The sequence below is a fragment of the Burkholderia anthina genome (genome assembly GCF_902498995.1).
Lineage (GTDB): Bacteria > Pseudomonadota > Gammaproteobacteria > Burkholderiales > Burkholderiaceae > Burkholderia > Burkholderia anthina.
In genome coordinates this window covers 193,315-215,041 of the sequence record NZ_CABVLY010000002.1, presented here as the reverse complement: position 1 = coordinate 215,041, position 21,727 = coordinate 193,315, and the positions used below count along the sequence as shown (strand labels likewise).

Annotated in this window: 20 protein-coding genes; 8 read left to right on the top strand and 12 right to left on the bottom strand. The window is 68.0% G+C overall.

Annotated features, from left to right (window positions below):
• Nucleotides 1-41 precede the first annotated feature (41 nt).
• The 8 genes from BME24068_RS03815 to BME24068_RS03780 all read right to left on the bottom strand — a co-directional run bounded on the left by BME24068_RS03815 (nt 42) and on the right by BME24068_RS03780 (nt 8,822).
• Nucleotides 42-998: an LAPAL motif-containing putative phage structural protein gene (locus BME24068_RS03815; protein ID WP_174925201.1), complete on the bottom strand. Its 957-nt coding sequence runs from the start codon at nt 996-998 to the stop codon at nt 42-44.
• A gap of 196 nt (nt 999-1,194) precedes the next feature.
• Nucleotides 1,195-2,217: a MerR family transcriptional regulator gene (locus tag BME24068_RS03810; protein ID WP_174925200.1), complete on the bottom strand. Its 1,023-nt coding sequence runs from the start codon at nt 2,215-2,217 to the stop codon at nt 1,195-1,197.
• 72 nt (nt 2,218-2,289) lie between these two features.
• Nucleotides 2,290-3,249 carry an amidohydrolase family protein gene (locus BME24068_RS03805; RefSeq protein WP_174925199.1) on the bottom strand — a complete coding sequence of 320 codons (960 nt, stop codon included), beginning with the start codon at nt 3,247-3,249 and terminating at the stop codon, nt 2,290-2,292.
• Nucleotides 3,227-4,174, bottom strand: coding sequence for a YncE family protein (locus BME24068_RS03800; protein ID WP_096500922.1), 948 nt, complete (start codon nt 4,172-4,174; stop codon nt 3,227-3,229). The genes BME24068_RS03805 and BME24068_RS03800 overlap by 23 nt, the downstream gene beginning before the upstream one ends.
• 59 nt (nt 4,175-4,233) lie before the next feature.
• Entirely contained in the window at nt 4,234-5,526 is a 1,293-nt protein-coding gene (locus BME24068_RS03795; RefSeq protein WP_174925198.1) for an MFS transporter, read from the bottom strand.
• A 101-nt stretch (nt 5,527-5,627) separates the two neighbouring features.
• Nucleotides 5,628-6,545, bottom strand: a complete 918-nt coding sequence (locus BME24068_RS03790) for a dihydrodipicolinate synthase family protein (protein ID WP_174925197.1) — start codon at nt 6,543-6,545, stop codon at nt 5,628-5,630.
• An 8-nt stretch (nt 6,546-6,553) separates the two neighbouring features.
• Complete coding sequence (locus BME24068_RS03785) at nt 6,554-7,726, bottom strand: L-rhamnonate dehydratase (RefSeq protein WP_174925196.1); 1,173 nt, start codon at nt 7,724-7,726, stop codon at nt 6,554-6,556.
• 49 nt (nt 7,727-7,775) lie between these two features.
• Entirely contained in the window at nt 7,776-8,822 is a 1,047-nt protein-coding gene (locus BME24068_RS03780) for a 4-hydroxythreonine-4-phosphate dehydrogenase PdxA (protein WP_174925195.1), read from the bottom strand.
• A gap of 156 nt (nt 8,823-8,978) precedes the next feature.
• Between BME24068_RS03780 and BME24068_RS03775 the strand changes: the two genes are divergently transcribed.
• Nucleotides 8,979-9,926, top strand: a complete 948-nt coding sequence (locus tag BME24068_RS03775) for a LysR family transcriptional regulator (protein ID WP_096500912.1) — start codon at nt 8,979-8,981, stop codon at nt 9,924-9,926.
• Nucleotides 9,927-9,938: 12 nt separating this feature from the next.
• On the opposite strand, the gene BME24068_RS03770 is transcribed toward BME24068_RS03775, so the two are convergent.
• Together BME24068_RS03770 and BME24068_RS03765 are read right to left on the bottom strand one after the other, a co-directional pair.
• The gene (locus tag BME24068_RS03770; protein ID WP_174925194.1) at nt 9,939-10,121 is read right to left on the bottom strand and encodes a hypothetical protein; all 183 of its coding nucleotides are present in this window, start codon (nt 10,119-10,121) and stop codon (nt 9,939-9,941) included.
• A 97-nt stretch (nt 10,122-10,218) separates the two neighbouring features.
• Complete coding sequence (locus BME24068_RS03765) at nt 10,219-11,493, bottom strand: MFS transporter (RefSeq protein ID WP_174925193.1); 1,275 nt, start codon at nt 11,491-11,493, stop codon at nt 10,219-10,221.
• 308 nt (nt 11,494-11,801) lie between these two features.
• Here BME24068_RS03765 and BME24068_RS03760 point away from each other — a divergent pair, with 308 nt between their 5' ends.
• The gene (locus tag BME24068_RS03760) at nt 11,802-12,509 is read left to right on the top strand and encodes a hypothetical protein (protein ID WP_174925192.1); all 708 of its coding nucleotides are present in this window, start codon (nt 11,802-11,804) and stop codon (nt 12,507-12,509) included.
• 134 nt (nt 12,510-12,643) lie between these two features.
• On the opposite strand, the gene BME24068_RS03755 is transcribed toward BME24068_RS03760, so the two are convergent.
• Entirely contained in the window at nt 12,644-12,799 is a 156-nt protein-coding gene (locus BME24068_RS03755) for a DUF3309 family protein (protein ID WP_174925191.1), read from the bottom strand.
• Nucleotides 12,800-13,013: 214 nt separating this feature from the next.
• On the opposite strand from BME24068_RS03755, the gene BME24068_RS03750 reads away from it, so the two are divergent.
• The 6 genes from BME24068_RS03750 (at nt 13,014) to BME24068_RS03725 (ending at nt 18,595) form a co-directional block, all read left to right on the top strand.
• Nucleotides 13,014-13,688, top strand: a complete 675-nt coding sequence (locus tag BME24068_RS03750; protein ID WP_174925190.1) for a histidine phosphatase family protein — start codon at nt 13,014-13,016, stop codon at nt 13,686-13,688.
• A gap of 19 nt (nt 13,689-13,707) precedes the next feature.
• Complete coding sequence (locus tag BME24068_RS03745) at nt 13,708-14,739, top strand: phosphotransferase (protein ID WP_174925189.1); 1,032 nt, start codon at nt 13,708-13,710, stop codon at nt 14,737-14,739.
• Between the two features lie 75 nt (nt 14,740-14,814).
• Nucleotides 14,815-15,579, top strand: a complete 765-nt coding sequence (locus BME24068_RS03740) for an SDR family oxidoreductase (protein WP_096500900.1) — start codon at nt 14,815-14,817, stop codon at nt 15,577-15,579.
• Between the two features lie 7 nt (nt 15,580-15,586).
• Nucleotides 15,587-16,345 (top strand): SDR family NAD(P)-dependent oxidoreductase, encoded by a 759-nt coding sequence (locus BME24068_RS03735; RefSeq protein ID WP_096500898.1) that lies wholly within the window; start codon nt 15,587-15,589, stop codon nt 16,343-16,345.
• A 38-nt stretch (nt 16,346-16,383) separates the two neighbouring features.
• Nucleotides 16,384-17,628 carry an acyl-CoA dehydrogenase family protein gene (locus BME24068_RS03730; protein WP_096500896.1) on the top strand — a complete coding sequence of 415 codons (1,245 nt, stop codon included), beginning with the start codon at nt 16,384-16,386 and terminating at the stop codon, nt 17,626-17,628.
• Between the two features lie 61 nt (nt 17,629-17,689).
• Nucleotides 17,690-18,595, top strand: coding sequence for a LysR family transcriptional regulator (locus tag BME24068_RS03725; RefSeq protein WP_174925188.1), 906 nt, complete (start codon nt 17,690-17,692; stop codon nt 18,593-18,595).
• A gap of 71 nt (nt 18,596-18,666) precedes the next feature.
• Here the strand turns inward: BME24068_RS03725 and BME24068_RS03720 are convergent, their stop codons facing one another.
• Entirely contained in the window at nt 18,667-21,708 is a 3,042-nt protein-coding gene (locus BME24068_RS03720; protein WP_174925187.1) for an FAD-binding and (Fe-S)-binding domain-containing protein, read from the bottom strand.
• Nucleotides 21,709-21,727: the final 19 nt, after the last annotated feature.

Sequence of the window (21,727 nt, the reverse complement as noted above, 5' to 3'; positions counted from 1 at the left end):
GCGAGCTTCGACGCCGATGATTGCAGTATTCGCGAAGCCGGTCAAAGGCCCGGCAACGGAATCTGCCGCCCGGCCGGGCGATGTTCGAGGACATCCGTGACTTCGTATTCGGTTTTTGCTCCGTCCGATGTTTGCCACTGCTGCATACGGACATTGCAGACGAGCACGTCACCCTTGGTGAAACTGATCTGGCTGTTGTTCACGCGCGACAGGAAGCCGGCATCCGTGATCGCCGCGTGAATCGTCGACGCGCCGTCGTACAGCCGCCATTTATTGTCGTCCTTGAACGCGAGCGACACGATCGAGAACGCCATCTTTCGATGTTCGTCGAGAATGAGCGCGTCGGCTTGTCCGGGCGCGTGAAACCATGCGATCTCGTCGCGGGTGACCGTCTCGAACACCTCGGTGTCGGTGCCGGTGGCGAACATCACGATGCCTTCGCGTGCGAGCGGGGCAAGCACTTGCTCGGTTGCCTGTCGGACGCCGACGTCCCGAAGCAGGGTGAGGACGGACAGATCGATTTCGAGTTGCTCGTCGTCCACGTACAGCAACGCGGTGTGCTCCTGCATTCGTACTTGCCGGATCGGGCGCCCGCGCAACCACTTGAGGACGGCGAAGAGACCCTTCCTCGCTTTGGGCGCGGCGATGCCGAGCGCGGTCAGGATCGTGACCGCGTTGGCAAGCGCCGTGCTCTCGTTGCCGCTCAGGATGTCGCGCATGCGGCCGAGAAGCGAGGTCGCGAGCGTGAAGTCGATGCCGAAGCTGCCGGTCTTGAAGCTGCCGCGCACGTTCACCTGCGGTCGAACCTGATCGCCGCACAACGCGCGGGCCGAAGCTTCGAGCAATGCGCCGATCGCAAGCAGTGCGGGCGCGAGTTCGCGCACATCCATTTCGGAAGATTCGAGTGCGGGACCGTCGTAAGTGACGCGAAACTGGCTCATGTCGTCGAAGGGGGCGATATCGGCCCGGCCGGTACGGTTTTCATTGCGTGTGGTCATGCGAAACATGAACTGGAGACGTGGACGATACCGGAAATGATTTCTTTCGGGTGCCTTTCATATTAGGCGGGGTCAGCCGGCGGCGCGCGCTTTTGGCCATCCGGCCAGGGCGGCTGCGTCACGTGCGTCGACGATGTCCGGTAAGCGCCGAATTGCTTGGGATTTGTCCGGTATGCGAGGCAGGCCGTGCGGCGAATCACGCCGCGTCCGGCCTCCGCGCGATCCGTTCGCGAATCTCCGGCGACGCGAGGCACGTCGCCACGGCTTCGTAACCCGGTGCGCCCGGGTAAGGCGCCACGCGGGAAGGCGGCGCGTGATTCGCCGGACACAGGATGATGGCTTCATCGGGCCCGACCGCCGACAGGTCGAGGATCGCCGACGAACGTGTCATCAGGAACAGCGGCCGCGCGTCGGTCGCGGCGCGCGCACGCAGCCACGCGATCAACGCGTGCTGGGTCGGCCGGTCGAGATCCTGTTCGATCATGTCGACGACCAGTGCGCTCGGGCCATCCGCTTCGAGGCAGGCCAGCAGCGCGGTCAGCGCCGGCGATTGCGTCGCGCCGGCGGCGGCGAGCGACGCCGATGCACATTCGACGCGCGCCTTCAATACCGGATCGGCACGCAGCGCGCCCGATGCCGCTGCCGCGGCGTGGTCCAATCGATCGAGTCCCGCGAACACCGCGCCGGACAGCGCGTCGGCGAGCCGCATCGCCAGCCGGGTCTTGCCGCTTCCCAGCGAGCCGATGATGTAGTTCAACGGCCGGATTCCGCGAAACTCGAACCACTCGCCGCCCCACGGCCACGGCAGGCTGAACGCGATACCGGCGCCGCCGTCGTCGAGCAGCCGCGTCAGTTCGCCGCCGTCAGGCATCCGGCCGCGTGCCAGGCCGGCGCGGATCGCGCGCACGCGGTCGAGCTTGCCGACGAGATCCTGAATGCCGTGGTCGAGCGCCGCTTCGTGAGCGGCGAGCGCTTCATCGAGACTGCGCGCGTCGCCGTCGAGCACGCTCGCGACTTGCGCGACGCTCAGGCCGAGCGCACGCAGCGCGACGATGTCGGCCGCGCGCGCGAGGTCGTCGGGGCCGTACATGCGGTATCCCGCCGGCGTCCGCTGCGGCGCGACCAGACCGTGCCGCTCGTAGAGCCGCAGCGCCTTGACCGATACGCCGAGCCGCGCGGCGGCGGCCGACGCGCTCAAGCGAAGCGTGGACGTGCCCATTCGTGACCCCTGTCTGCTGTCGATTCGTTGCGCCCAGCATAAAGGCGACCCCAAGGGCCGGGTCAAGCCCGGTCACGCAATCCGGTACACGCGCATCGCGTTGTCGTGCCAGATCGCGGCGCGCGCGACGTCGTCGAGGCCGGCCATCGCGCGTGCGAACGTGCGCAGCAGCGCCGGATACGACACGCGCAACCCCGCCACCGGAAAATTGCTCGCGAACAGGCAGCGCTCCCAGCCGAAGATCGCGATCGTGTCGCGGATGATCCGCGCGTTGTCCGCGTCGCTCCACACGGCATCGCGCAATCCGAGCTCGGAGATCTTCACGCTCACGCGCGGCGATGCCGCGAGCGCTTCCATTCCGCTGCGCCAGCGCGCGAGCCCGGCGTCCGACCGATCCCACGGCAACCCGGCGTGTTCGAGCACGACGTCGACACCTGGCGCATCGGCCAGCAGCGCGGCTGCTTCGCCGAGATGCCAGAACGGCACGCGCAGATCCCAGCTCAGGCCGTGCGCGGCAAGCCGTTCGAGTGCGGCCGGCCAGCGCGGATCGCGCAGCGTGCCCGGCCCGTCGACATCGGCATCCGCCGACGCAGCGGTGCGCGGCTTGAAGCGCACGCCGCGCACGCGCGGCCACGCGGCCTGTTCGGCGAGCCGCTCGTCCGCGTCGCCGGCGAGCAGGTCGACCCACGCGACGACCGCCGACGGCAGCCCGTGCGCGGCCGCGACCTCATGCAGCCAGCGCGTTTCCGCGAGCGCTTCGTCGTGCGCGCGTTCGGCCTCGACGTGCACGCTCGCGACGATCGGCGCGCCCTGTGCCGCATGCCGCAAATCGGCCACGCCGAAATCGCGGCACAGCGCCGCGTAGTCGCCGAACATGAAGCGCGCCGGATCGTATTGCGCCTGCAGCCACGGATAGCGCGCTCCCGTGCCGAGCTGCCACAGGTGGTGATGCGCGTCGACGAGCCTGGCCGGCCGCGCATTCGGCGACGGCGGTGCGTCGCCGCGTGGCTCAGCGCGTGCCTGCGAGCACATACGACGCATCCGGTTCGCGCAGCGTCGGCAGCGCGCCGACGAAGCGCCACGCATCGAGATCGAGCTCGCGCACGTAGTCGTCCTGGAACGACACGTACGCGACGCGCCGCGACGGATGGAACGACAGCGCGGTCGGATTCGCGGGCAGCGCGACGCGTTCGATCTCCTCGAGCTGCCGCGCGTCGAACACCGAAATCGACCGTTCGCCGGAATTGGTCAGCAGCAGCAGATCGCGGCCGTCCGGCGCGGTGGTGCGGTAGATGCGGTTCGGATCGCTGCGCGTCTTCACGCGGCGGCCGCAGGTCATCGTGTCGGTGTCGATCTCGACGAGCGTGTCGTCGCCGCGATTCGCGACGAACAGCGTGCGCTCGTCGCTCGACAGCGCGTTGCCTTCGGGGCGCGGGCCGGGCATCACCGCGCGCGGCGCGACGGTCGCGTCGCGCGGATGAAACTGCGTGACGGTGTTCGACAGCAGGTGCACGCCGTAGGCGCGGCGCGCATCGCGCGTGAGCGTCACGAGGTGGGTCTTCACGCCGCCGGACGGCACGGCCATGTTCGGCACCGGCTGCCGGGTCGGTTCGTCGAACACGAGCAGCATGTCGTGCGCCTCGCTCATCGCGTACAGCCGGCCGTCGCGGTCGCTCGCCATCCCGTGCGGCCGGTAGTACGGCCACAGGTCGAGCATGCGCGTGTGCGTGCGCTCGACGAGATCGATCTCGGCAATCCGGTGATCGCCTTCATGGCCGCGCGACCATGCGGTCTCGATCCCGAAGATGCCGACGTATGCGTAGCGGTTGTTCACGTCGACGGTGAATTCGTGCGGGAAGTTCGGCAGCACGACATGCTTGAGCGCGGCTTTCGTTTCGAGGTCGTAGAAGCTGAAGGTATGGGCGCATTTCTGCACCAGCAGCAGGATGTCGTTCATGGTGAGTCTCCGTTGTTTCGTGCGCGTGCCGGCTTACCGGCCCGCGCGTATCAGGCGTATCAGTCTTCGCAGCGCCTGGGCAGCGTCAGCGCGAGCAGGCCGGCCACCGCGAGCGTGACCGCGAGGCTGTACACGCCGGCCGCGGCGCTCACGTGCTGGGTCAGCACGCCGACCGCATACGGGCCGCAGAAGCCGCCGAGATTGCCGAGCGCGTTGATCAGGCCGCGTGCGCTGCCGGCCGTCTCGACGCTGCACAGCTTCGGCGGAATCGCCCAGAACACGCCGGCCGCCGCCTGCAGGAAGAAGCCGCAACCGATCAGGAACGCGAACGACACGAGCATCGACGCGTGGGTGAGCACCGACAGCGCGAGGCACGCGGCGAAGCCGACCAGCGGCAGCAGCACGAACAGGCGGCGCTTGCCGGTTCGGTCAGACAAATACGACGTGCCGAACATCCCGATCATCATCGCGACATACGGCAGCATCGCGAGCAGGCCGACTTTCCCCATCCCGCCGTGCGTGAGGTTCTTGAGCAGCGTCGGCAACCACATCGTATAGCCGTAGATGCCGACCTGATAGCAGAAGTTGATCGCGATCAGCAGCCAGATCGTCGGGTTGCGCAGCATCGCGCCGAACGACGCGGCGGCCGGCGTGCCGGCGGCCTGCTTGCGCGCCTGTTCCTCGCGCAGCGCGTCGAGGATGTACGCTTTTTCGCGCGGCGACACCCAGCGTGCGGTCTCCGGGCTGTCGTCGGCGAACATCATCCACGCGACCAGGCACAGCACCGACAGTGCGCCCGCGATGAAGAACAGGTGACGCCAGTCGTACGCGGCGAGGATGAAGCCGGACAGCGGCGCGGTGATCATCCCGGCGAGCGGCACGAACATGATGACCATCGCGTTGGCGCGCCCGCGTTCGCGGTCGGGAAACCAGTGGCTGACCATGGTCAGCACGACGGGCAGCATCCCGCCTTCGGCCACGCCGAGCAGGAAGCGTAACGTCAAAAGTTGCCACGTATGGGTGACGAGCCCGGTCAGCACCGACAGCAGCGCCCAGCTCACGAGCGACCACGCGATGAATCTCTTGCCGCTGCCGAGCGCGGCGCGCCGGCCGGCCGGAATCTGCAGGAACAGGTAGCCGAAGAAGAAGATGCCGCCGGCGAGGCCGGCCATGGTCGCGTCCATGCCGAGATCGGCGTTCATCCCGCCGGGCATCGCGAACGCGATGTTCACGCGATCCATGTACGAAATGATGCAGGCGAGCAGCAGCGGCGGAATCACGCGCAGCCAGCGGCGGCGCGGAACGGTTTCGCCGGCATCGTAGGCCGGGGTGGCCGGGTTCAACAGGTTCATGGTGTCTCCAGTCCATGTGATGAGCGGCGGCAGCCTTCTGTCGGGCCGCCGTCACGCCGATGCGCAACGCACGCGCGTTGCGGGTGCAGGCAAATGTCGGGTCAGCGTCCCCAGCGCAGCACGAGCGGATCGAGCCGCCGCGCCGCGTCGAGCAGGCCGGTGCGCACCTGCGGGTGCAGGTCGGGCCACGGCGCGCGCGGCCGGTCGCACGCGATCACGCCGCCTTCCTTCATCAGCGCCTTCGCGCTCAGGAAGCCCGACTGGCGGTTCTCGTAGTTGATCAGCGGCAGCCAGCGCGCGTAGTGCTCGCACGCTTCGTCGCGACGTCCGGCGAAATACGCGTCGGTGATCCGGCGAATGCCGTCCGGATACCCGCCGCCCGTCATCGCGCCGGTCGCGCCCGCATCGAGATCGGCGAGCAGCGTGATGCCTTCCTCGCCGTCCCACGGCCCTTCGATCGCGTCGCCGCCGAGCGCGATCAGCTCGCGCAGCTTCGACGCCGCGCCGGGCGTCTCGATCTTGAAGTACGACACCGCGTCGATCTCGCGTGCGAGCGTCGCGAGCAACGACGCCGGCAGCGCGACGCCGCTCGCCGGCGCGTCCTGGATCATCAGCGGAATGTCGAGGCCGTCGGCGACGTCGCGGAAGAACGCGCGCACCTGCGCTTCCGGCACGCGGAAGGTCGCGCCGTGATACGGCGGCATCACCATCACCATCGCGGCGCCGAGCGCCTGCGCGTGGCGGTTGCGTTGCGCGCAGAGCCGCGCGCTGAAATGCGACGTCGTGACGATCACCGGCACGCGGCCGGCGACGTGTTCGAGCGTGGTGCGCGTGATGAGGTCGCGTTCGTCGTCGCCGAGCGCGAACTGCTCCGAGTAGTTCGCGTGGATGCAGATGCCTTGCGAGCCGGCGTCGATCATGAAGTCGAGGCAGCGGCGCTGGCCGTCGAGGTCGAGCGCGCCGTGCGCGTCGAAGATCGTCGGCGCGACCGGAAAGACGCCCTGGTAGCGTGCGTTCATGGCGGCCCTCACTCGACGATGTCGAACTGGTCGAGGAATTCGGTCTTCAGCGTGAGGCCGAGACCCGGCACGTCGTCGCGCAGTTGCAGGAAGCCGTTCTCGGCCACCGGCTCGCCGTCGAAGATGTAATAGAACAGCTCGTTGCCGACTTCCACGTCGAACATCGGGAAGTACTCGCTCATCGGCGATGCGAGCGTGCTCATCGTCAGGTGATAGTTGTGCATCTGGCCCGCGTGCGGAATCACCGGCACGCTGTACGCCTCGCACAGCGCGTTGATCTTGTGCGCCATCGTGATGCCGCCGATGCGGTTCGTGTCGTACTGGACGACCGACACGGCCTTGCGGTCGAGCAGCTGCTTGAAGCCGTACAGCGAGAACTCGTGCTCGCCGCCGGAGATCGGGATGTTCGTGAGCTGGTTCAGTTCCGCGTAGCCGTCGAGGTCGTCGGCGATCACCGGCTCCTCGAGCCAGCGCGGCTGGTACTTCTCGAGCTTCGGCAGGATGCGCTTCGCATACTCGAGGTTCCAGCCCATGTAGCACTCGAGCATCAGGTCGTTGTCGTAGCCGATCACCTCGCGGATCGCCGCGACCGATTTCAGGTTCTCCATCACGCCCTGCTGCCCGTGCGCGGGCCCGTAGCCGAAGCGCATCTTGAACGCGCGGAAGCCTTCCTTCAGGTACTTCTGCGCTTCCTCCTGCATCGCCTTCAGGTCGGTGCGATACAGCTTCGAGTAGTAGCAGGGGATCTTTTCCTTGGTGCGTCCGCCGAGCAGCTTGAACACCGGCTTGCCGACGCTCTTGCCGAGGATGTCCCAGATCGCGATGTCGACGGCCGAGATCGCCGCCATGCCGATGCCCTTGCGGCCCCATGCGTGGGTCGCGCGGTACATCCGCTGGTTCAGGTATTCGTAGTCCCACGGATCCTGGCCGATCACGAGCGGCGCGAGGTACTGGTCGATGATCGCCTTCGCGATGTGCGGCGCCAGCGCGACGTTGCCGAGGCCGACGATGCCGTCGTCGGTCTCGACTTCGACGACCGTCCACGCGTGGAAGCGGAACGTGCTCATCGTCTCCTGCGGCGCGTACAGCAGGTCCATCGCGTTCGAGCAGAAATTGCCTTGCGGCGGGACGGTCTTGCCTTTCCACTGGAATACGCGGGCGCGTACGGAACGGATCTTCATGATGGTGTCTCCGGAATCGATGTTGTCGTGTGTAGAAGGCGTGCGAGGGTCACGCGGAAACGGCGGACGTGCGGCGCACGGCGCCCATCCGGCACGCGATCTGCAGCGCCTGCCAGGTCGCGCCGACGTCGGCGCTGCCGCGGCCCGCGATGTCGTACGCGGTGCCGTGCGCGGGCGTCGTGATCGGCACGGGCAGCCCGCCCTGCACGGTCACGCCGCGCGAGAAGCCGAGCAGCTTGATCGCGATCTGCCCCTGGTCGTGGTACATCGTGACGATCGCCTGGTAGTCGCCGGCCTGCGCCTTCAGGAAGATCGTGTCGGCCGGGAACGGGCCGTGGAACGGCGTGTCGGTCGGCCACGCGCGCGCCTGCAGCTTGCGCACCGCCGGCTCGATGATGTCGACTTCCTCGCGCCCGCAGCTGCCGCCGTCGCCGCCGTGCGGGTTGAACGCGGCGATCGCGACCTTCGGCGCGGCGACGCCGTTCGCGAGCAGCGACCGGTAGATCAGTTCGGATGCCTGTTCGATCCGCTCGACGCTCAGCTGGGCCGCCGCATCCTTCAGCGGGATATGCGACGAGATTCGCGCGGTCCACAGCTCGCCGAGCGTGTTGAATTCGCAGAAGTAGCCGGTCACGCCGAGCGCGGCGGCGAAGTGGTGCAGCTCGTCGTCGTGCTGGAGGCCGCCGAGTTTCATTGCGTACTTGTTCAGCGGCGCGAAGCAGATCGCGTCGATGTCGCCGGCGAGCGCGGCGTCGAGGCACTGGTCGAGCACGGTCAGCGTCGAGCGGCCGCCGGCGGCGCCCGCCTGGCCGACGGTGACCTGCGCGGGATCGATCGTGTCGACCGCGACGAACGCGGCGCGCGCGGTGGACGGCCGGCCGCGCACGGCGGCGAGCGACGCGACGGGTTCGACGTCGACCGTCACGCCGGCCACGCGCTGGCCGGCTTCCCACAGCCAGCGGTCGCCGATCAGCACGAGATTCGCGCGGGCGGTCGCGTCGGGCCGCGCGAGCAGTTTCGCGATCAGCTCGGCGCCGATGCCGGCGGGGTCGCCGAGCGTCAGCGCGACGACGGGCAGGGGAGCGGCGGTCGTCATGCGGCGCCTCCGTGGCGGACGGCGGTCGGGTGCTTGTTCATGCTGTGTCTCCGGTGGCGGCGCGTGGCCGTTGGTCTATGGGGTTCATGCTAGGTAGACGGAATGAGTCGGTAAATTGAAAACTCTTGATGAATCGATAACCTGGAGTAATCAAAAATGGGCTCGATCGATCGACGAGACTCGACTCCCCAATTGCTGAACCGGCTGCGGATGCGGCAGATCGCGCTGTTGCTCGCGGTGGACGAATGCTCGACGCTGCGCGCGGCGGCCGGCCAGCTCGGCCTCACGCAGCCCGCCGCGACGAAAATGCTGGCCGAACTGGAAAGCGCGCTCGGCCAGCGGCTGTTCGACCGCGTCGGGCGCGGGCTCGTGCTGAACCGGGCCGGCGAGCGCGTGCTCGGCTATTTCCGCGGAATCCGCGGCAGCGTGGAGGCGCTCAACCGCGAGCTGGGCGAGCTGCAGCTCGGCAGCGCGGGGCGGCTCGCGATCGGCAGCATCATGGCGGCGTCGCCGGGGCGGCTCACCGAGGCGCTGGTGCAGTTGAAGGCGCGCTATCCGCTGCTCGCGATCGACATCGCGGTCGACACCAGCGACCGGCTGATGCCGCAGTTGCGCGAAGGCGTGCTCGAAGTGGTGATCGGCCGGAACGTCGGCACCGATTGCGATTTCCGCGTGGTGGACGACGAGGCGCTCGCGATCATCGCGGGCCGCGACCATCCGCTCGCGGGCGCGGGGCCGGTCGAATTCGACGCGCTGCTCGATTACGCGTGGATCCTGCAGCCGGCCGGCAGCCCGGCGCGCGAAGTGGTGGAGCGCGAATTCCGCGCGCGTCACCAGCCGATGCCGCGCGGGCTCGTCGAAACAGGCTCGATCCTGACGACGATGAACCTCGTCGACCGCTCGCACATGCTCGGCGTGATTCCGCTGACCGTCGCGCGGCGCAACGCCGAGCACGGGCTGGTGGCGATCCTCGATTACGTGCTCGACCAGAAGCTGCCGTCGTACGGCAGCCTCGTGCGGCGCGACAGGCCGCTGAGCATTCCCGCGCAGCAGTTTCTCGCGCTGTTCCATCGGGACGGGGCGGGGGATGACGGCGATGCGTAATGGCGTGGTTTGTCAGCCGAGGCGGCCGAGCCAGCCGCGCCAACCGCGCTGGCCGGTCAAGCCGGTCAAGCCGATCAAGCCGATCAAGCCGAACCAGCCGAACCAGCCAAGCAGGCCAAACATGCCAAGCACACCAAGCACACCAAGCACACCAAGCACACCAAGCACACCAAGCACACCAAGCACACCAAGCACACCAAGCACACCAAACCACTGCCATCACGGAACGCGGTGAAGCGGGATGGCGACACCGGCGAGGCGACTGAGGCAGGCGAACCCGACGCGCGCCGCTTCAGCGCGCCGACGGCGCGGCCGGCGCTTCGACGAGCGACGGCGCGGCTTCCGACAGCGCGCGATCGGGCCGGATCCGCAGCGCGGCGACGATGCCGATCAGCAGCATCGCGACCGAGCCGATGAACGGCACCGTCCAGCTGCCGGTTCGGTCGACGAGATAGCCGAACAGGATCGGCGACAGAATCCCCGAGACCGCGGAACCGGCATTCATCATTCCGCTCGCGATGCCGGCGTGTTTCGGCGCGATGTCGCTCGGCACCGCCCAGATCGGCCCGATCGTCAGTTCGAGACACAGGAACGACCCGGACAGGCACAGCGCGACGCCGGCCGTCGAATGCACGAACGCGAGCGGCAGCAGGCACACGAGCGCGCCGGCGAAACTCGCGACGATCACGCTCTGGCGCGACAGCGCGAGGTTGCCGGTCTGGCGGTAGATGCGGTCGCACAGCCAGCCGCCGACCGTGTCGCCGACCACGCCCGCGAAGAACACGCCCGACGCGAACAGCGCGGTCGACTTCAGGTCGAGGCCCTTGCCGTTCAGGAAGAACGTCGGCAACCACGTGAAGAACAGCCATGCGGTCCAGCCGTAGCAGAAGTACACGAAGATCGTCGGCGCCATCCGGCGGAACAGCGGCCCCCACGGCGTCGGGCCGGACGGCGGCGCGGGCCGTGCGACGGGGCGCGTGCGGCCGTCATCGTCGCCGAGCGGGTATTCGCGGAAGCCGGCGATCCACCAGGCGAGCCACACCAGCGTCACCGCGCCGATCACGAAGAACGCCGCGCGCCACGACAGCCACGTCATCAGCGCGGCGACGATCGGCGGCGTGACCGCGTTGCCGAGCCGCGAGAACGAATGCGTGAAACCCTGCACGACGCCGCGCCGTTCGCGCGAGAACCAGTGCGTGATCGCCCGCGCCTGCGCGGGCAGCGTCGCGCCTTCGCCGATGCCGAGCAGCAGGCGCGCGGCGAACAGCAGCGCGAGGCTGTGCACGAGGCCCGTCATGAAGGTCGACGCGACCCAGATCAGCCCGCAGCCGATCAGCGTGATGCGCGCGCCGAAGCGGTCGGCGATCCAGCCTCCGAAGACCTGGCAGACGGCGTACGAATATGCGAAGGCGGAGAAGGCGACGCCGAGTTCGGTGTTCGATAGCCCGAGTTCGGACTTGATCGCACCGGCCGCGGTCGCGAGGTTCACGCGGTCGACGTAGAGGATGAACGAAAGCGCGCACAGCAGCCACAGCGTGTGGCGCCGTTGACGATGATCGGTATTCATGTGTCTCGCTCCAAGGTCGTGCGCGGCGTTGCAACGACACCGCGTTCACGGGCCGGGCCAGCATCGCGCGCCGGGCGATGCATCGTCTAATGAATCTTTTGGATCAATTGATAACCTGAGGCATTCGGTGTCGCCGCGCCCGGGCGCGGGAGCGGACCTGCCGCGGGTTTGCCGCGAGCGCTTGCGGCATGATGTGGAATGGTCGCGCGGCGGGCGCGCGCATCGACGCGGATGCCGATGCTGCCGGTGCCGCCGCGCTGCGATGATGAAGTGACGAAGCGGTATCGCACAGTCGGGAATGGACGGACATGGAACAACAACTTGCACGCCACCGGGACAGCCGTTTCTGGCAACTGCCGCCGGTGAAATGGTGGATCCAGGGGCATGGCCGCGACGGTTATTCGTTCCGGCTGCTGCTGGTGCCGCTCGTCACCGTGTTCGTGCTCGAATTCGTTTGCGTAATGCTGGACGCGCTGTTCGGCGCGCTGCTCGTGAGCGGCACGATGACGCTGCTGCTCGGGTTCGCCGGGTTTCACGGCGCCAAGCGCGAATGGCTCGCGCCGTCCGCGACGGCGCGCGCGCTCGTGAAGGCGCGCACCAAGCAGGCGGCCGAGCGCTTCTCGTCGCTCGGCGCGGGCGCGACGGTGCTGGCGATCTTCGTCAGCGCGACGTCGCTGTCGCTCGTGCTGTCGGGCCAGCCGATGCTGGACAGCGTGTCGAAGGACACGGTGTCGATCTTCATCGCGTTGGTGTTCCTGCCGGTGTACGTGTCCGGCGCGGTACGCAAGCTGGCGATCGCGCGTGTCGAGGAACTGGAAGCGCTGCGTCAGGCGACCGTGGGCACGCGGCTGAAGTTCGACCGGGCCGGCGCGGTGCGGGCCGTCGTCGTGCAGGGGCCGGAGGCGAAATCGACCGTGTCGGTCGCGGAATACACGCTGCTGGGTTTCGAGCCGCCGCTTGAGCGTGTGGGGCGCGGGACGGGCACGCGACGACTTCGACGGGATCGAACGGCTTGACCGCATGGTCGGCGGTGCCGATACGCAGGCCGGCGAGCGCTGCCGGGTTTGCCGTTCATCGCTTACTTTTGTAAAGAAGCCACGACGACGAAACAGGAAGGCGCGCGACCGTTCGACGGCACGCGCCTTCCTGTCTAGATGCGACCCAGCAGCACCAGGATCACGACGATGATGACGATGAGCCCGACGGTCCCCGATGGCCAGTAGCCCCAGCTTCGGCTGTGAGGCCATGACGGAAATGCCCCGATGAGCATCAGAATCAGGATGATGATAAGGATCGTACCGAGCATCGCACCCCTCCTGGACGTGTTCGACATGACGGTGGCGGCTGCCGCAATTCGCGTGCCGCGACGCGGGGTGCGGACGAAAGCCGGCGCAAGCGCGTTGTCTGTCCAGGGTGAATTCACGCGATGAATACTGACTGATTCAGAAAATAAATTTCAAAAATATAGATCCGGTCGCTATGCTGGGCCTTCGGTTTCCCTCAGGCGGGCAGGGCAGGCAATGGCTGAACTCTTTCTGGTACGGCACGGGCAGGCGTCGTTCGGCACGGACGACTACGACCGGCTGTCCGCCGCGGGCGAGCAGCAAGGCGTCTGGCTCGGCGAATACTTCGCGCGGCAGGGTCTCGCATTCGATCGCGTGATCTGCGGCACGATGCACCGGCACGCGCAGACGGTCGATGCGATCCTGCGCGGGATGGGTCGTGAAGGCGCGCCGGTCGACCGCCATCCCGGCCTGAACGAATACGATTTCCACGGGCTGTTCGCGGCAGCCGCCCGCGACTATCCGGAGATCGCGCGGCTCGCGGCCGGCTCGATGAACGCGCACTTTCGCGCGCTCCGGCAGGTGCTGTACCTGTGGGCTGACGACAAGCTCGGCGACGCGGCCCCCGAAACCTGGGCGCATTTCCAGCAGCGCGTCGCCGACGCGCGCGTCGCGATCCGCCACGGCGGCGGCCGGCGCGTGCTCGCGGTGAGCTCCGGCGGCCCGATCTCGGTGACCGTGCAGCAGGTGCTCGACGCACCGCCGTCGAGCGCGATCGCGCTGAACCTGCAGATCCGCAACAGCAGCCTTTCGCAGTTTTTCTTCAACGCCGAAGCGTTCCACCTCGCGTCGTTCAATGGCATCCCGCATCTGGAGGATCCCGAACGACATGCGCTGCGAACCTACGGCTGACCCACGAACGATCGCGACGATGACGAACCCTTCCCAGCCCCTCGACGTAGCCCGCCTCACGCGCTATCTGGAAGCGCACGTAGCGGGTTTCGAAGGCCCGCTCGACATGGAGAAGTTTGCCGGCGGCCAGTCGAATCCGACCTTCCTGCTGCACGCGAAGAGCGGCTGCTACGTGCTGCGCCGCCAGCCGCCCGGCGAGCTGCTGAAATCCGCGCATGCGGTCGATCGCGAATTCCGCGTGCTGAGCGCGCTGTCGGGCACCGCGGTGCCGGTCGCGCATCCGTATCACCTCTGCGAAGACCGCGACGTGATCGGCAGCCTGTTCTACGTGATGAGCTTCGAGGACGGCCGGATCTTCTGGGATCCGGCGCTGCCGGAACTGCCGAAGAACGAGCGCGCGACCTGCTACGACGCGCTGCTGCGCACGATGGCCGCGCTGCACGACGTGGACGTCGACGCGGTGGGGCTTGCCGACTACGGCCGCCCCGGCAACTACTTCGAGCGTCAGATCGGCGTGTGGACGAAGCAGTATCGCGCGGCGGAAACGGAGCGTCTCGACGCAATGGAGACGTTGATCGACTGGCTGCCGAAAGCGTGCCCCGAGGATATCGGCCGGCCCGCGCTGGTTCACGGCGATTTCCGGATCGACAACCTGATGTTCGCGCGTGACGGCTATCGCGTGCAGGCCGTGCTCGACTGGGAACTGTCGACGCTCGGCAATCCGCTCGCCGATCTCGCGTATTTCTGCATGTGCCTGCGGCTGCCGTCGGGCGGTCAGGTGCGCGGGCTCGCGGGCCAGGATCGCACGGAACTCGGGATTCCCGACGAAGCGGCGATCGTCGCGCGCTATTGCGAACTGCGCGGGATCGAACCGATCCGCGACTGGCATTTCTATCTGGCCTTCAGCTTCTTCCGGCTCGCGGCGATCGCGCAGGGCGTGAAGGCGCGCGCGCTGCAGGGCAATGCGTCGAGCGAGCAGGCGTTGCGCGTCGGCGCGATGACGGGCCGGCTGGCCGAACTGGCCGTGGACGTGATCGGCACGCAGCGCTGAACGCCGGAATCGCCGCAGCCGCCGGGCGGTGGCGCGGCGGCACGGTCAAACATATCAATGGAGGAGCACGACGACATGGCAACGAATCTGTTCGACCTGACGGGAAAGATCGCACTGGTGACGGGCGCAAGCCGCGGCATCGGCGAGGAAATCGCGAAGCTGCTGGCGGAGCAGGGCGCGCACGTGATCGTGTCGAGCCGCAAGCTCGACGACTGCCAGGCGGTTGCGGACGCAATCGTCGCGGCGGGCGGCCGCGCCGAAGCGCTGGCGTGCCACGTCGGGCGGCTGGAGGATATCGCGGCGACGTTCGAGACGATCCGCGGCAAGCACGGCCGACTCGACATCCTAGTGAACAACGCGGCCGCGAACCCGTATTTCGGGCACATCCTCGATACCGATCTCGCCGCATACGAGAAGACGGTCGACGTGAACATCCGCGGCTACTTCTTCATGTCGGTCGAGGCCGGCAAGCTGATGAAGGCGAACGGCGGCGGCGCGATCGTCAACACCGCGTCGGTGAATGCGCTGCAGCCGGGCGACCGGCAAGGCATCTATTCGATCACGAAGGCCGCGGTCGTCAACATGACGAAGGCGTTCGCGAAGGAGTGCGGGCCGCTCGGCATTCGCGTGAACGCGCTGCTGCCCGGCCTCACGAAGACGAAGTTCGCCGGCGCGCTGTTCGCCGACAAGGACATCTACGAAACCTGGATGGGCAAGATCCCGCTGCGCCGCCATGCGGAGCCGCGCGAGATGGCCGGCACGGTGCTGTATCTCGTGTCGGACGCGGCGAGCTACACGAACGGCGAATGCATCGTCGTCGACGGCGGCCTGACGATCTGAGCGCGCGATGAAACTCGACAGCTACGCCGGGCAGGCCGTGATGATCACCGGCGCCGCGAGCGGCTTCGGCGCGCTGCTCGCGAGCGAGCTGGCCGCGATGGGCGCGCGGCTCGCGCTCGGCGACCTGAACGCTGCAGCGCTCGAACGCGTGGCCGCACCGCTGCGCGCGGCCGGCGCCGACGTGATCGCGCAGCGCTGCGACGTGCGGATCGAAGCGGAGGTCGCGGCGCTGGTGCAGGCGGCGGTCGCGCGCTTCGGGCGGCTCGACGTCGGCATCAACAACGCGGGCATCGCGCCGCCGCTGAAGGCGCTGATCGATACCGACGAAGCCGATCTCGACCTGAGCTTCGCGGTGAACGCGAAAGGCGTGTTCTTCGGGATGAAGCACCAGATTCGCCAGATGCTCGCGCAGCGCGAAGGCGTGATCCTGAACGTCGCGTCGATGGCGGGGCTCGGCGGCGCGCCGAAGCTGGCCGCCTATGCGGCGTCGAAGCACGCGGTGATCGGGCTCACGAAGACGGCCGCGCTCGAATACGCGCGCCACGGCATTCGCGTGAACGCGGTGTGCCCGTTTTACAGCACGACGCCGATGGTCACCGACAGCGACATCGGCGAGCGCCAGGACTTCCTCGCGCAGGGCTCGCCGATGAAGCGGCTCGGCCGCCCGGAAGAAATCGTCGCGACGATGCTCACGCTGTGCGCGAAGGAAAACACGTATCTGACCGGGCAGGCCGTCGCCGTCGACGGCGGCGTCTCGGCCTTCTGAACCGAACGAACGGAACACGGAATCTCGAGGAGTCGATCATGGATTTTGGCTACACCCCGAAAGTGGAAGAACTGCGCGAACGCGTCGGCGCGTTCATGGATGCGCACATCGTGCCGCGCATCCGTCAGTGGAACGAGGAGGTGCATGCGGGGCAGTACCCCGTGTCGTTCATGGAGGAGTTGAAGGCGCGCGCGAAGGCCGAAGGGCTGTGGAACCTGTTCCTGCCGCACCTCAAGGACGACGAGCCGGGCACGGGCCTGACGAACCTCGAATATGCGCCGCTCGCCGAGATCATGGGGCGCGTGGGCTGGGCGTCGGAGGTGTTCAACTGCAATGCGCCGGACACCGGCAACATGGAGCTGCTGCACATGTTCGCGACGCCGGAGCAGCGCGAACGGTGGCTGCTGCCGCTGCTGCGCGGCGAGATCCGCTCGGCGTTCGCGATGACGGAGCCCGACGTCGCGTCGTCGGACGCGACCAACATCACGACGCGCATCGAGCGCGACGGCGACGACTACGTGATCAACGGCCGCAAGTGGTTCATCACGAACGCCGCGCATCCGAACTGCAAGATCTTCATCGTGATGGGCAAGACCGACCCCGATGCGGAAACGCACCGGCAGCAGAGCATGATCCTCGTGCCGCGCGACACGCCGGGCCTGACGATCGTGCGCAACATCACGGTGGTCAACCACTACGCGCCGGAAGGGCACTGCGAGATCACGTTCGACAACGTGCGCGTGCCGGCGCGCAACCTGCTCGGCGAGGAAGGCAGCGGCTTCGCGCTCGCGCAGGCGCGCCTCGGCCCGGGCCGCATTCACCACTGCATGCGCTCGATCGGCGCGGCCGAACTCGCGCTGGAGCTGATGATCGACCGCGCGCAGTCGCGCGAGGCGTTCGGCAAGCCGCTGAACCGGCACGGCACGATCGGCGAATGGATCGCGCGCTCGCGCATCGAGATCGACCAGGCGCGCCTCTTGGTGCTGAAGGCCGCGTGGATGATCGACAAGGTCGGCGCGAAGGCCGCGCGCAAGGAGATTTCGATGATCAAGGCGCTCGTGCCGACCGTCTATACGGACGTGTGCGACCGCGCGATGCAGGTGTTCGGCGCGATGGGCCTGAGCCCCGACACGCCGCTCGCCGATCTGTGGACCTGGGGCCGCGCGCTGCGCTTCGCCGACGGTCCGGACGAGGTGCACCTGCAGGCGATCGCGCGCATGGAGATCAAGGATGCCGTGCGCGGATCGACCGAGCCGTACCTGACGCGCCCGCCGCGCGGTTGAGCGGCGCGACGTGGACGAACGAACGGCGCGCGCCGTAAGATCTCGGCAAGGAGATTCGGCGATGCGCCTTTCGAAGATTGATCTGAACCTGTTCGTCGTATTCGAGGCGATCTACAACAAGCGCAACCTGACGCGCGCGGCGGAGGTGCTGAACCTCACGCAGCCGGCCGTCAGCAACGCGCTGGCGCGGCTGCGCAAGACGCTGAACGATCCGCTGTTCGTCAGCACGCCGGCCGGGATGATGCCGACGCCGATGGCCGAGAACATCGTCGGCCGCGTGCGCGAGGCGTTGCAACTGCTCGATTCGAGCGCGCACGAAGGCGACGTGTTCGACCCGGCTTCGTCCGAACGCGTGTTCCGGCTCAGCATGAGCGACCTGACCGAGGCGCTGCTGTTGCCGGCGCTCGGCGAACTGCTGCAGACGCATGCGCCCGGCATGCACGTGCGCAGCTATACGATGGACCGCCGCGAAGTCGCGACCGCGCTCGCCAACGGCTCCGTCGACATCGCGATCGACGCGCCGCTGCTTGCCGATCCGCACCTGCACCAGGCGCTGCTCGTGCGCGACCGCTACGCGTGCATGATCCGCGACGACCACCCGTTCGAGGGCGACACGCTGACCCTGGACGACTACCTGTCGATGGGGCACATCCACGTGTCGAGCCGCCGCCAGGGCAGCGGGCACGTCGATGCGGAACTGACGCGGCTCGGGCTGCGCCGCAACATCCAGATGCGCGTGCAGCACTACATGGTCGCGCCGCTGATCGCGATGCGTGGCGATCTCGCGCTGACGGCGCCGCTGCGGCTGTTGCGGCGCTATCCGGCGCGGATTCTCGAACTGCCGTTCGAGATGCCGGGGCTCGAATACTTCTGCTACTGGCATCGCAGTGCCGATCAGGACCAGGGGAGTCAGTGGCTGCGGGAGCAGTTGATGACGCTGATGGGCGGGATGGGCGAGGTGCAGTGATGCGCCTGCGGCGGCCCGCCGTCACCGGGCAATTGCGCGCCGGGTGGCGTGCCTGAGCGCCGGCGCGGCCGTCAGCCTTGCAGCGCGCGCTGCAGCACGCGTGCCACGTGCACGGCCTGCGTCTGCGCGCCGTCGCGGATCTGGTGCCGGCAACTCGTCCCGTCCGCGACGACGATCGCACCGTCGGCCCGCGCGCGCACGGCCGGCAGCAGCGACAGCTCGGCCATTGCCTGCGACGCATCGTAGTGCTCGGCTTCGTAACCGAAGCTGCCGGCCATCCCGCAGCACGACGATTCGACCGGCGACACCTTCAATCCGGGAATCCAGCGCAGCACGGTCTGCACCGGCGTGAACGCGTCGAATGCCTTCTGATGGCAGTGGCCGTGCACCAGCGCCTCGGCGGTTCCGTCGAGCGCACGCAGCGGCAGCGACAGCCGGCCGGCCGCTTGCTCGCGAACCAGAAACTCCTCGAACAGCAATGCATGACCGGCGAGGCGGGTCGCTTCGTCGCCGTAGCCATACGCGAGAAACTCGTCGCGCATCGACAGCAGGCACGAAGGCTCCAGCCCGACGATCGCCACGCCGCGTTCGAGATACGGCCGCAGCGTATCGAGTGTGCGTTTCGCTTCAGCCTTTGCTTCGTCGACGAGGCCGGCCGCGAGGAACGTGCGGCCGCAGCACAGCGGCCGTTCACCTTGCCGCGCGTTGAAATGCACGGTGTAGCCGGCCGCTTCGAGCACGGCCCGCGCGGCGCGCGCGTTGTCCGGCTCCTGGTAGTTGCTGAACGTATCGACGAAGAGCAGCACTTCGCGGGTGATCGAACCGGCTTGCGGGTCTGGCGCCGGCATCGAAGCCGCACCCGCACTCGCCAGAAACGGCCGCGCAAACGTGGGCAGCGCGCGCTGCGGCGCGAGGCCGATCCACCGCTTCATCACCGGCGCAACGACCGGCATGCCGTTCGCGAACGCGAGCGCGCCGCGCATCCTCGAAGCCCACGGCGCATAACGCGGCAGATACGCGACGAGTCGTTCGCGCAGTGTCGTGCCGTGCGTGCGGTTCCGCACATGGCGCGCTTCGATCTTGAAACGCGCCATGTCGACGCCGGTCGGGCAATCGCGCTTGCAGCCCTTGCACGACACGCACAGATCGAGCGCGGCCTTTACGTCGTCGCCGGCGAGGCCGTCGGCGCCGAGCTGGCCCGTCACCGCGAGCCGCAGCGTGTTCGCGCGGCCGCGCGTCACGTGCTGCTCGTCGCGCGTCGCGCGATAGCTCGGGCACATCGTGCCCGCGTCGAATTTGCGGCAGTGGCCGTTGTTGTTGCACATCTCGACGGCCGACGCGAGCCCGTGCGTGATGTCCGTGCCGCTACCCGGTTCGGTTTCCTCTCCGGTCAGCGGGTTGCGTGTGACGTTCCAGGCCGACCAGTCGAGCGCGGGCTGCAGCGGCAGCGCCGCATAGCCGGGCGCGAAACGGAAGTGCTCGCGCGCATCCATGCGCGGCGGATTGACGATCTTGTCTGGGTTGAAGCGGTTGTCGGGATCGAACAGCCGCTTGATCTCCGCGAACGCGGCGTTCAGGCGTGGGCCGTACTGCCACGCGACCCATTCGCCGCGGCACAGCCCGTCGCCATGCTCGCCCGAATAGGCGCCCTTGTACTCGCGCACCAGCGCGGCCGCTTCGCCGGCGATCTCGCGCATCCGGGTTGCGCCGTCGCGCCGCATGTCGAGGATCGGCCGCACGTGCAGCGTGCCGACGCTCGCATGCGCGTACCACGTGCCTTCGGTTTCATGCTTGTGGAACACCTCGGTCAGGCGGCGCGTGTATTCGGCGAGATGTTCGAGCGGCACAGCGCAATCCTCGATGAACGACACCGGCTTGCCGTCGCCCTTCATGCTCATCATGATGTTCAGCCCGGCCTTGCGCACGTCCCACAGGGCCTTCTGCGCGCCGGCGTCGGTCATCTTCACGACGCTGCCGGGCAGGCCGAGATCGGCCATCAGCTCGGCGAGCCGGTCGAGCTGCGTCAGTTGCGCATCGCGCGATTCGCCCGCGAACTCGACGAGCAGGATCGCCTGGGGCTGCCCGACCAGCGCCCGTTCGATCACGGGCCGGAACGCCGGGTTTTCCATGGATAGCGCGATCATCGTGCGATCGACGAGCTCGACGGCCACCGGCTTCAGCTTCACGATGTGCTGCGCGGCATCCATCGCCTGATAGAAGGTCGGGAAGTTCACGACGCCGAGCGTCTTGTGCGCGGGCAGCGGCGCGAGCTTCAGCGTGATCTGGCGGCTGTAGGCCAGCGTGCCTTCCGAGCCGACGAGCAGGTGCGCGAGATTCGCATGGCCGTCGTCGGTATAGGCGCGCGGGTTCTGACAGTCGAACAGGTCGAGGTTGTAGCCGGCCACGCGGCGCAGCACCTTCGGCACGCGCTCGACGAGCTCGTCGCGCTCGCGCGTCGCGATCCGCTCGACGCCGTGCAGCAGGTCGAGCGTGCGGCGATCGGTGACCGGCTGCGCGAGCGAGCCGAACCGGCAGGCACTGCCGTCGGCGAGGATCGCGTCGATCGCGAGCACGTTGTGCACCATGTTGCCGTACTCGATCGAGCGCGATCCGCACGAGTTGTTGCCGGCCATCCCGCCGATCGTGCATTGCGCGCCGGTCGATACGTCGACCGGGAACCATAGCCCGTGCGGCTTCAGCCACGCGTTCAGGTGATCGAGCACGATGCCGGGCTCGACCGTCACGGTGCGCGCCTGCGCATCGAATTCGACGATCCGGTTCAGCCACTTGCTGTTGTCGACGACGAGCGCCTCGCCGACCGTCTGCCCGCACTGGCTCGTGCCGGCGCCGCGCGCGAGCACCGGAATCTTGCGGTCGCGTGCGATGTCGAGCGCGATCCGCAGGTCGTCCTGGTCGCGCGGCACGACCACGCCGAGCGGCATGATCTGGTAGATCGACGCGTCGGTCGCGTAACGGCCGCGGCTGGCGCGGTCGGCATGGACGTCGCCGCGCAGTTCGGTGCGCAACTGCTCGAACAGCGGCGACAGCGCGGCGCGTTGCGACGGCACGAGATGGACGGGGCGAACCAGCGAAGGCGAGACGGCGGATTTCATGGCGGCGGTCGGTGTCGGT